This window comes from bacterium (assembly GCA_035281585.1).
Taxonomy (GTDB): Bacteria; UBA10199; UBA10199; order DSSB01; family DSSB01; genus DATEDP01.
Window position 1 is genome coordinate 1 of record DATEDP010000002.1, and the last position, 11,474, is coordinate 11,474.

General features: G+C 63.6%; 7 protein-coding genes. All 7 read right to left on the minus strand.

Annotated features, from left to right (window positions below):
- Nucleotides 1-6: 6 nt before the first annotated feature.
- The gene (locus tag VJR29_00050; protein HKY61787.1) at nt 7-3,675 is read right to left on the minus strand and encodes a sigma 54-interacting transcriptional regulator; all 3,669 of its coding nucleotides are present in this window, start codon (nt 3,673-3,675) and stop codon (nt 7-9) included.
- 238 nt (nt 3,676-3,913) lie between these two features.
- Nucleotides 3,914-5,002, minus strand: a complete 1,089-nt coding sequence (murG, locus tag VJR29_00055; protein ID HKY61788.1) for an undecaprenyldiphospho-muramoylpentapeptide beta-N-acetylglucosaminyltransferase — start codon at nt 5,000-5,002, stop codon at nt 3,914-3,916.
- Nucleotides 4,995-6,104: a putative lipid II flippase FtsW gene (gene ftsW / locus VJR29_00060; GenBank protein ID HKY61789.1), complete on the minus strand. Its 1,110-nt coding sequence runs from the start codon at nt 6,102-6,104 to the stop codon at nt 4,995-4,997. Before ftsW ends, murG begins: the two co-directional genes overlap by 8 nt.
- Nucleotides 6,094-7,431, minus strand: coding sequence for a UDP-N-acetylmuramoyl-L-alanine--D-glutamate ligase (murD, locus tag VJR29_00065; GenBank protein ID HKY61790.1), 1,338 nt, complete (start codon nt 7,429-7,431; stop codon nt 6,094-6,096). The genes ftsW and murD overlap by 11 nt, the downstream gene beginning before the upstream one ends.
- Before the next feature lie 135 nt (nt 7,432-7,566).
- The gene (gene mraY, locus VJR29_00070; protein HKY61791.1) at nt 7,567-8,643 is read right to left on the minus strand and encodes a phospho-N-acetylmuramoyl-pentapeptide-transferase; all 1,077 of its coding nucleotides are present in this window, start codon (nt 8,641-8,643) and stop codon (nt 7,567-7,569) included.
- On the minus strand, nt 8,644-10,014 hold the full coding sequence (murF, locus tag VJR29_00075; protein HKY61792.1) for a UDP-N-acetylmuramoyl-tripeptide--D-alanyl-D-alanine ligase: 1,371 nt from the start codon (nt 10,012-10,014) through the stop codon (nt 8,644-8,646).
- On the minus strand, nt 10,011-11,474 hold a 1,464-nt coding region (locus VJR29_00080; GenBank protein ID HKY61793.1), incomplete at its 5' end, for a UDP-N-acetylmuramoyl-L-alanyl-D-glutamate--2,6-diaminopimelate ligase. The genes VJR29_00080 and murF, both read right to left, overlap by 4 nt.

The following is an 11,474-nucleotide window of genomic DNA, read 5'->3' on the forward strand; positions in this document are numbered from 1 at the left end:
GGCGATTTAGACCGGCTCTTTTTGGAGGTGATGGTAGCTCAGCAGCCGCGAAAGCTGGGGCCGGGGAATGCCGAGGTGGCGGGCCGCCTCGCCGACCTTGCCCCGATGCAGGGCCAGGGCTCGGACGATTTCCTCGCGCTCAAAGCGGCGCTTGGCTTCCGAAAGGTTGATCTCGCCCCGATCGATGGCGTCGCGGAGCGGGTCGGCTGAAGCCGCCTCGACTTTTTTCTCGATAGCCGGAGGCAGCGGCAGGTCGAGCAAGGCCGCCAAGTCGGGGCGTTGCCGCAGGTCCTCGGGACCGATGCGGTGGCCGTCGCTGAAGATGCAAAGATTGTAAACGAGGTTCTCGAGCTCGCGGACGTTGCCCGGCCAGCCATAGAGCGCCATCGCGGCGAGAACTTTCGGATCCAAGCTTTTCTTCGCCGATTGATTCTGCTCGGCGAACTTTTCCAGAAAATGGTCGGCCAAAAGCGGGATGTCTTCCTGGCGCTCGCGCAGCGGCGGGATCGTCACCTCGGCGACGCTCAGCCGGTAGAAGAGGTCCTCGCGGAAGCGGCCGGCCTTCACTTCTTCCTTGAGGTTGCGGTGAGTGGCCGCGATCACCCGAACCTGAACCTTGCGGTCGGCGCAGCCTCCGACTCGCCGAACTTCGCCGTCTTGGAGGACTCGCAGGAGCTTGGCTTGGACCGGCAAAGGCATCTCGCCGATCTCGTCCAAGAACAGGGTGCCGCGGTTGGCCTGCTCGAAGAGGCCGGCGTGGCTTTCGATGGCGCCGGTGAAGGAGCCGCGCTCGTGGCCGAAGAGCTCGCTCTCGACCAAGTTCTCGGGAATGGCTCCGCAATTGGTGGCGACGAAGGGCCCCTTCTTCAAGGGGCCGTTGTAATGGATGGCTCGGGCGATCAGCTCCTTGCCGACGCCGCTTTCGCCCAAGATCAGGACGGTGGCTCGGACTTCGGTCACCCGGTCGACTCGCTGGAGGAAGGCCCGGGTCGCCGGCGCCCGGCCGATCAGGTTCTTGTATTGGTACTTGAGCTGCAAAGCCTCTTGGGATTTTTCCAGGGCCCGTTGGGCTTGCTCCAAATCCTGCACCGTCTTCTCGTAGCGGGTGGCATTGTGCACCGCCAATCCCAGGATGTCGGCCAAGCCGCCGAGATAGGCGAGGTCGTTCAAGGCGGCCTCGCCGGGCCGGCGGGAGTCGAGATAGATCGCGCCCAGGGTTTGGCCGCGGAAACGGAAGGGCAGCACCGCCACCCCGCGGAGGTCGAGGGCTTGGACGCTGCGGGCCAAGGGGATCTGCTCGTCGTGCTGGGCGTTGACCGTGATCAGCGGCTTGCCGCTGGCCAAGGCTTGGCGAGTCAAAGACCAGCTCAAGGCTTCGTGACCGTCGGGTCCGAAGTCCTCGGGCCGGATCTGGTGGGATTGGAGGATCGAAAGCCGCTCGCCTTCCTTGAGGATGAGAAAGCCTCGCTCCATTCCGGAAAATTCGAGGAGCCGGGCCAGGATCTTGGCGCTGAGCTCCTGGAGATCGAGCTCGCCGGTCAGCTCCCGAACCCATTCCAGGATCGAGTCGAGTCGGGAATCGGATTTGAAAGAGTTCATGACGCGGACCTCCCAAAGTTCACGGTAAAATTGTCGGAAAAATGCGCGGTAATCGGCGGGCATGGCGGCGCAAGTGCGCTCGGCCAAGTGCCGCGACCAAATTTGCAGCGGTTCGGGCCATTCGCGGTCTTGAGCCAGGGCCCGGCGCCTGGCCCGGAGCAGGTTGTCCAGAACGAACTCGACGTCGCCGCCCTTGCGCAGCTCCTCGGCGCTGAAATAGATCTTGTCGGAGCGCAGCCCCTCTTCGGTGAAGGCGGCGAGCAGAGCTTGGAGGAAGGTGGCTCGCTGGCCCAGCAGCGGGTCGGAATGTTTCCGTCCCAGCTCGCGGGCCTGCTCCAGGCCGGCGGCGGCCGCGGCGTCCTCGCCCAGGGCCCAGTCGATCTCGGCCAGCGAGATCAAGAGGTCGCCTTGGTCGGCGGCGCTCAAAGGGCCGGCCAAGGGCCGGCGGTTGGCTTCGAGGATGCCCCGGGCCTGGACGAAGTCGCCGCGCTTCTTGGCCAAGTCGGCCCGCAGCAATTCGGCGTAGCCTTCGAGCTGGCGGTTGGGCGCGAGAGCCAGGGCTTGGCCGGCGGCCTCGATCAGGGCTTCGGATTTTTCGAGATGGCCGGCGAAGCGAAGCAGCCCCGCCAAATTGAGGTCAGTCTTGGCCTTCTCGGTCTTGAGGCCCAAGGCTTCGTGGAGCTCGGCTGCCCGCCCGTAGCTGTCGAAAGCAGCTTCCCAGCGACCCTGGCCGGTTTGGACGTTGGCCAAGTTCATCAGAGCCAGGGCTTCGGCCGCGACCGCGCCGGCTTGGCGCGCGCCCGCCAGCGTCTTGGCGTAGGCGGCCTCGGCTTCGGGCAGGCGGCGTTCGAAATAAAAAAGATTGCCCCGGAAATTGTCGAGAGCCCGCTGAGTGGCCGGATCGCCGGAGTTGGCCGAGCTCGGCTGGAGCTCGTCGAGCGCGGCTTCGACTTGGCCGGTGTAATAGAGGGCGGTCGCCTTGGCGAGGCGGGCCCGATTGTCGTCGAGCTCGGGATGGGCTCGGGCTTGCTCGAGGGCCTCGGCGTAGCGGCCCCGGCGGTTGAGCAGGAGCAACTTCAAGAGCTCGGCTTCGGGCGCGGCCAAGCGCGGCAGGAGAGCTTCAAGCTCGGCGAGCTGGCCGGTCTTGAGCAAGAGCTCGGCCCAGGTCGTCAGCTCCTTTTCGCCCAGCTCCGATTTTTGCTGCAGGTAGCGGATCGCCTCGCGCTCGTGGGAGTAGGCTTGGGTGGCGCGGAGATGCTCAGCCGGCTGGAGCCGCGGCGGCTGGGGCTCGAGCGCTTCCTTCAGTCCCAAGGCCCGGTTGATCGCCGCGATCACGTCGTTGCATTCGGCGAAGCGGTGGCCGGGCTCCTTGGCCAGGAGACGCAAGGCCACCAGGCCCAGCTCGGCCGGAATCCCGGCCCGCGTCACCGCCGGGTTGGTCGGCGTTTCCAGGGCATGCTGCTGGAGCAAGCCCTCGAAGTCTTGGGCGCCGAAAGGATAGCGGCCGGCGATCAAGGCGTAGAGCAGGCAGCCCAAAGAATAGAGGTCGCTGGGGATGGTCGGTGGATGCCCCCAAAAAATTTCCGGCGCCATGGTTCGGGGGGTGCCCCGGATATGGCTGACCGCCCGGTGGCGCGGGGCGAGAAATTCCAAGTCGATGATGACGGCGCCGCGCGCTGGATGGACCAAGAGGTTGGCTCCGCTCAAGTCGCCGTGAGCCAGGCCTTGAAAATGCAGGGTGGCGAGAGCGCGAAGGGCCTGGGCCGTCCAAGCGCCGATGACTTCGGCATTCCATTGGCCGAAAAATTCGGCAAGCGGCCGGCCCTCGACGAATTCGCGGCGGTAGAGCTCGATGCCGTCCTCGAGCTCGTAGCCGATGGCTCGGGGCAGGCCCGGATGATCGAGGCGAGAGAGAAAATCGAACTCGCTGCGATAAGCCGGCTCGCCTTGCTTTTTGAGCTTGAGGAGATGATGGCCGGCGAGGCCGTTCAATTCCCAGGTCTCGACCCCGCGGATATCTTGGAGCAGGCGCTTTTCGGAATAGAAGGAATCCAGGCGAGTGGGTAAGGAAGCCATGGTAACGAAATGCTACCCCTTTCATTCAAACTTGGCGAAGGCTTAATTTTCCCTACCCGGGAAATTCAAATCTCCAATTTTTTCAAGAGTCTCTGATGCTGGCCTCGAACTTGCTAAAGTTTTTGCTTGGACCTCCAGTCCAACCAGGGTTCCGGACCGAGGAACCGTGTGGGAATTTGAGGCCACGCCGTAGGTTCTTTTTTTGAAGAGAATCCAGGAGACGGCGTGAGCCTCTTTTTTATTTCTTCCCCTCGATCATGTCTAGGCAATGTTCCAGGACTTGGGCCGCCGCCTCCGGTTTGGCCAGAGCTCGGGCCTTTCGGCCCATCTCCGTTAATCGTTCGGGATGCTCGGCGTAATGCCGCAGCCGCTCGCCGAGCTTGGCGCCGCTCAGCTCGGCGTTGAGGATCATCTCGGCCGCGCCCGAAGCCACCATCTCGGCGGCGTTGAAGCGCTGGTGATCGTCGGCCGCGAAGGGATAGGGCACCAGGATCGAAGCCAGGCCGAGGTTTTGCAGCTCGCCGATGGTGCCGGCGCCGGCCCGGCAAAGCATCAGGTCGGCCCGGGCGTAATGCGGCGCCAAATCTTGGGAGAAGGGAAACACTTCGGCGGCGAAACCGGCGGCGGCGTAGGCCGCCTTCACCGCCTCGAAATCCTGGCCGCCGGTCTGGTGAATGAAGCGGTAACGGCCGGTTCGGTCCTTCAGCCCGGGCAGGGCCTCCATCACCGCGACGTTGAGGGCGTGGGCGCCCTGGGATCCACCCATCACGAAGAGGCAAAACTGACCGGCTTCCTTGGCCGCGGCCGGAGCTTGCAGGCGGCGGGCCGGATTTCCGGTCAGTTGGGTCTTGGCCGGCGAGAAATATTCCTTGGCCTTCTCGAAGGCGATGAAGATTTTGCCGGCGAAGCGGCCGAGCTGGCGGTTGGTGAAACCGGGAACCGAATTCTGCTCGATGAGCGCGGTCGGCAGGCCGGCGTAATGGGCGGCTAGGACCATCGCGCCGCTGGCGTAACCGCCGATGCCGATCACGATATCGGGTTGAAATTTTTTCAGGATCTTTTTCGACTGGCGGTAGGCCTTGGGCAGGCGCAGGAGACTGCGGACCCGGGCGACCCAGCCCGAGCCCTTGAGCGGCGTGGCCTCGATGAAGTCGAGATCGAAGCCGGCCTTCGGCACGATGTCCTTCTCGAGGCCGTTGCGGGTGCCGACGAAGAGGACCTTGGAGCCGGGCAAGCGCTCCCGCAGGAGCTCGGCCACCGCGATGCCGGAGAAGAGATGGCCGCCGGTGCCGCCGCCGGCGAAGAGAAATTTGGGTTTCTCAATCATGGGAATCGGGCTTCTGGGTTTGAGAGGAGATATTGAGCAGGATGCCGACCAAGATGCAAACGACCAAGAGCGAGGTGCCGCCGTGGCTGATGAAGGGAAGCGGCAGCCCTTTGGTCGGCAGCAGCCCCATGACCACCGCGAAATTGATCAAGGCCTGGGCCGTGATCAGCGAGGTGATGCCGACCGCCAGATAGGTGCCGAAAAGGTCGGGGGCCCGACTGGCGATCTTGGAGCCGCGGAATAAAAACAGGACGAAGAGCCCCAAGACGAAGAAGACGCCGATCAGGCCCAGCTCCTCGCCGACCACCGAGAAGATGAAGTCGGTGTGAGCCGCCGGCAGATAAAAGAGCTTTTGCTTGCCCTGGCCCAGGCCGGCGCCGGACAGGCCGCCGGCGTTGAAGGCCACGTAGGACTGGATGATCTGGAAGCCTTCGTCGAGCTTGTGCTCCCAAGGGTCGAGGAAGGCGAGGATGCGCTTGCGCCGGTAGTCGACCGAGAAGACCAGGAAGTAAAGGGCCGGGATCGCCGCCACGATGCCGGCGAAGAGGTAGCTGATCCGGGTGCCGCCGATGTAGAGCATGACGAAGGCCACCAGGCAGATGACGAAGGTGGTGCCCAAATCTTTTTGAGCCAGGACCAGGATCGCGACGGAGCCGACGATCAGGGCGGCCGGCAGAAAGCCGACCTTGAAGCTCTTCATCTTGTCCTTCTTCTTGGCCAAGGTGTAGGCCATGAAGATGATGACGGCCAGCTTGGCCAATTCCGAGGGTTGGAGGGTGAAGCCGGCGAGGCCGATCCAGCGCTGGGCGCCGCCGGCCTTGTGGCCGATGCCGGGGATGAAGGTGATGAGCAGAAGCAAGACCGTCCCGACCAAGATCGGATAGTTGAGCTTATAATAAAGATGGTAATCGACGGCCTTGACCACGAACATCAGGACCAAGCCCAGGGCCATGAAGACGATCTCTTTCTTCAAGAAATAGTGGGAGTCCTTGTAGAGGTCTTGAGCGTAGATCGCCGAGGCCGAGTAGACCATCAGGAGCCCGATCGCCATCAGCAAAAGAGTGACGACCAGCAGGGGATAGTCGATGGGCCTACGTTGCACCTTGGCCCTCCTGCAGCTCTTTCACCGCCCGCTGAAATTGCAGGCCGCGGTCATGGTAATCCCGAAACATGTCGAAGCTGGAGCAGGCCGGGCTGAGCAGCACCGTCCCGCCGGCGACGGCGAGCCGCCGCGCTTCCCGCACCGCCTCGCGCATCGAGGCGGCGACGACGGTTTCGGCGGCGTCGCCCAGGGCGGCGGCGATCTTGTCCTTGGCCTCGCCGATCAGCACCAGCCCCCGGACCTTGTGCCGGACCAATGGCTTGAGCGGGGCGTAGTCGCCGCCCTTGTCCTTGCCGCCCAGGATCAGCACCACGTCCTGATCGAAGCTGGCCAGCGACATCACCACCGCCCCGACGTTGGTGCCCTTGGAGTCGTCGTAGTAATTCACGCCGTCGATTTCGGCGACCCATTCGATGCGGTGGGGCAGGCCTTGGAAAGTGTCGAGGGTCTCCTGGATCGCGGCATCGGCGATGCCGTCGGCCTTGGCGCAGGCCACGGCGCAGGCCATGTTCTCGAGGTTGTGGAGGCCGAGCAGCTTGGATTTTTGGAGCGAGAATTCGGCTTCGACCGGACCGTGGGGCGCCCAATAGAGCCGGTTTTCGAAGAAGTAGGCGCCCTTCAATTTTTTGGCGGTGCTGAAGGGCGCGCGCCGGCCCTCGGTGGCCTCAATGGCCTGCAGGCAATGAAGATCGTCGTCGTTATAGACCGAAAAGTCGTTTTCATCCTGGCAGGCGAAGATCCGGGCCTTGGCGGCCAAGTACTCCTTGAAGGAAGGATAGCGGTCGAGGTGATCCTCGGTGACGTTGAGCAGGGCCGCGACCTTGGGCTTGAAGGTCTTGGTCGTTTCCAATTGATAGCTCGAGACCTCGACGATGAAGGCTTCGAAGTCCTGGGGGTCGGTCACCAGGTCGAGGAAGGGCGTGCCGAGGTTGCCGCCGACGCCGGCCTTGACGCCGGCTTGGCGGTAGATCGCGCCGACCAGCGAAGTGGTGGTCGATTTGCCGTTGGTGCCGGTGATCGCGATGACCGGCCGGCCTTTGGTCAAGCTGAAGGCCAGCTCGAGCTCGCCTTCGAGGCTCAGGCCCTGGGCCCGGGCGGCTTCGGCCGAAGGATGGCGGGGATCGACGCCGGGGCTGATGAAGAAGCGCGAGATTTTCGCGAAATCGGGTTGGCGGCCGCCGAGAAAGAGCTCGGCGAAATAGGGCCCCAGGCCGGCCGGATCGAGGGCGGGATTGTCGTCGATGCCCCAGACGGCCTCGCCTTGGCCGGCGAAGTAGCGGGCGACGGAGATTCCGGTTTTGCCGAGTCCTAGTACGGCGATTGGCATAAAGTCTCCCCCCTCCCCCCTGGTGGGGGAGGGGCTGGGGGAGAGGGGGTGCGGCAAAGCAAGCATTGGCTTAACGCCGCCCCCCTCTCCCGGTTCGCTTCGCGAACCACCCTCTCCCGCGAGGGGAGAGGGCTGTTAACGCAATTTCAAGGTCGCCAACGACAGCAGCGACAAAATAAAGCTGATGATCCAAAAACGGGTGATGACTTTCGGCTCCGGCCAGCCCTTCAGCTCGAAATGGTGGTGGATCGGCGCCATCTTGAAGATCCGCTTGCCGGTCAGCTTGAAGGAAACGACCTGGGTGATGACCGAGACCGTCTCGAGAACGAAGATGCCGCCGACCAGGATCAGCAAAATTTCGGCCTTGGCCAGAATCGCCACCATGCCCAAGGCGCCGCCGAGGCTGAGGGAGCCGGTGTCGCCCATGAAAATTTCGGCCGGATAGGAATTGTACCAGAGGAAGCCGACGATGCCGCCGACGATGGCGGCACAGAAGATCGACAGCTCGCTGGCCCCCGGCACGAAGATGACTTGGAGGTAGTTGGCGATCTTGCTGGCGCCGGCGATGTAGACCAGGACTCCATAGGTCATGAAGGCCATGATGTTGGGCACCGCGACCAAGCCGTCGAGCCCGTCGGTCAGGTTGACCGCATTGGAGGCCCCGACCACCACCAGGCAAATCAGGCCGACGTAGAGCCAGCCCAAATCGGGCTGGAAGTCCTTGAAGAAGGGCACCACCAAGTGGGTCGAGAAATCGAGGTAGGTGAGCAGGATCACGCCGGCGATGGCTGCGATCAAAACCTGGAGCGGAAACTTCACCCGGGCCTTCAGGCCCAGGTTCACTTTTTTGATCTGCTTCTTGAAGTCGTCGTAGAAGCCGATGGCGCCGTAGCTGAAGGTGATGAAGAGGACCAACCAAAGATAGGCGTTCTCCAAGTTGCCCCAGAGCAGGACCGAGATCCCCATCGAGAAGAGGATCAACAGGCCGCCCATCGTCGGGGTGCCCTTCTTGTTGAAGTGGGTCTTGGGCCCCTCGTCGCGGATGAATTGGCCGACCTGGTTGCGGCGCAGATAGGTGATGAAGCGCCGGCCGAGCAGGAGGTAGATCACCAAGGCGGTGAGCAGGGCGCCGAAGCTGCGGAAAGTGATGTACTTGAACAGATTGAAGACGATGAATTCGGTCCGCAGCGGGTAAAGGAAGTAATAGAGCATTTAAAAATTTTCCTTCAAATGAGCGACGACCTTCTCGAGATGGATGCCGCGGGAGCCTTTGACCAAGATCCATTGGGTGCCTTCAGGAACTTTGGGCAACATGGCAATGGCCGACTCGGGGTCCTTGAATCCCGCCATCCGCCACTCTTCCATTCCGCCCTCCCGGGCTCCAGCTAAAATGTCTTGGGCGTGGGGTCCGATCGCGATGAGCCGATCGTGGCCTTCCTGGGCGGCGTTCCGGCCGACCTCGCGATGGCCCTCCTCGGTGAAAGCGCCGAGCTCCAGCATCTCGCCCAGGATGGCCAGCGAAGCTTGGCCGCCCTTGAGCCCGGCCAGGGTCTTCAAGGCCGCGACGGTGGAGGAAGGGTTGGCGTTGTAACAATCGTCGATCAAATGGATGCCGCCGGCCAAAGTGAGCAATTCCATCCGGGAGGCCCGGGGCCGGAAAGCCTCCAGCGCGGCCTTGGCATTCTCGAAGGGAATTTTCAGCTCCCGAGCCACTGCGAGGGCCGCCAGGACGTTGGAGAGATTGTGCGGCCCCGGGATCTGCATCGCCAGGTCGGCCGAGCGATCCTCGAAATGAATCCGCAGGTGAAGGGGCCGGGCATCGCCGCTCGGCGTCGGCCGGACCTCGCCCCAAATTCCGCACTCGGGCTTGCCGTAACAAAATTTTTGAGCCGGCGTCGGCAAGGCCGCGATTTTGGGGTCGGCGGCGTTGACCAAAGCGGTGGCCGAGGCTTTAAGGCCGGCGAAGAGCTCGCCCTTGGCCCGGGCCACTCCCTCGAGGCCGCCCAGTTTTTCCAGATGGGCTTGGCCGATGTTGGTGATGAGGCCCAAGGTCGGCTCGGCGATCTCGGTCAGCCGGCCGATCTCGCCGAAGTCGTTCATCCCCATCTCGACGACCGCGGCTTCGTCGCCTTCGGCCAGCCCGAAGAGGGTCTTGGGCACCCCGATCAGGTTGTTGAAGTTTCCCTCGGTGGCCAGGGTCCGGTATTGAGTCTGGAGGACGCACTTGACCAGCTCCTTGGTGGTGGTCTTGCCGTTGCTGCCGGTGATCCCGAGCAGCGGGATCGGAAACTTTCGGCGCCAAGCCTGGGCCAAGTCGCCGAGCGCTTGGAGGGTGTCCTCGACCACGATCTTCGGAATCTTGGCCGCGACCGCATGCCGGGCGTCGACGACCAGGGCGGCGGCGCCGCGCTCGGCGGCGGCCTCCGCGAAGTCGTGGCCGTCGCGCTGGCCGATCAGGCAAAAGAAGAGGTTGCCCGGCTTCAGCTCCCGGGTGTCGGTGCTGGCGCCTTCGAAAGCTAGAGATTCGCCGTCCAGCCGCCCTTTCATGGCGGCCGCGGCCCATGCGGTGTTTCCGTGGATCATTTCAAGGCTTCTCTCGCCACCTCGCGGTCGTCGAAGTGGACTTTTTCGGTACCTAAGATCTGATAGTCCTCGTGGCCCTTGCCGGCGATCAGGACGACTTCGCCGGGCTTGGCCAGCTCGACCGCCTTGGCGATGGCCTTGCGCCGATCGGTCTCGATGAAGGCGTCGCGGTTCAAGGTCATGCCGCCCTCCTCGACGCCGGGAACGATCTCGCGCAGGATCTGCTCGGGGTCCTCGGTGCGCGGATTGTCGCTGGTCAGGACGGCGACGTGGGAGAGCCGGGCGACTTCCCGGCCCATGATCGGCCGCTTGGCCCGGTCGCGATCGCCGCCGCAGCCGAAAACGGTGACGATCTTGGGCGGGTTCAAGCCTTGGAGCGCCCGCAGGACGTTGTGCAGGGCGTCGGGGGTGTGGGCGTAATCGACGAAGACGTGAATGCCGCGGGAATTTTCGATCCGCTCCAAGCGGCCGGGGACGCCGCCGAAGCCGGCCACCGCCTCGGCCACCGCCGGCAGCGGGACGTCGAGGCTCAACGCCGCGCCGGTTGCGGCCAGGACGTTGGAAAGATTGAAGGCGCCGATCAGCGGCGAGGAAAAATCGGCCACGCCCTCGGGAGTGGCGACCTTGGCCCGGGTTCCCGCCAAATCGGAGTGCCACTCCCGGGCATAGAGATCCCATTTGCTCTGGGCTTGGATCGAATAAGTCCACAACGGCTTGCCCGAGAGCGAGTCGATCAGCTTCTGGCCGAAGCGGTCGTCGGCGTTGACGACGGCTCGCTGGGGGCCTTTGCCCTGGGGCAGCAGGTGAGTGAAGAGCCGCTTCTTCGACTCGTAATAGAGCTCCATGCTCTTGTGATAATCGAGGTGCTCCGGCGTCAAGTTGGTGAAGATCGCGACGTCGAAGGCGATATCTTCGACCCGTCGCATGTCGACCGCGTGGGAGCTGACCTCCATCGCCACCGCGTCGACCTTGGCTTCCCGCATCTCCCGGAGCAAGCGGTGGATCTGGATCGATTCGGGGGTGGTGTGGCTGTTGGGGATTCGGACCTGGTTGTAGCGCGAGCCGATGGTGCCGCAGATGCCGGGATTGAAGCCGCCGGCCTTCAGGATGGCTTCGAGCAGGTAAGTGATGGTGGTCTTGCCGTTGGTTCCGGTGACGCCGAGGACCGGGAGCTCCCGCGAGGGATGGCCGTACCAGGCGGCCGAGAGGCGGCTCAGCGAAGCCCGGCTGTTGCCGACCTTGAAGACCGGGATTTTTTTCGAGATCGGCAGGTCGCGCTCGACGATCAGGGCCGCCGCGCCCTTGGCGATCGCGTTCTCGACGAAGTGATGGCCGTCGACCTTGGTGCCATGGATCGCGACGAAGAGGTCGCCGGGCTGGATGCCGTCGGTATGGGAGGCGAGGCCGCGGATCTCGACGTCGGAAAAATTCCGTTTTTCCAAAAAGGGAAGGTCGGCGAT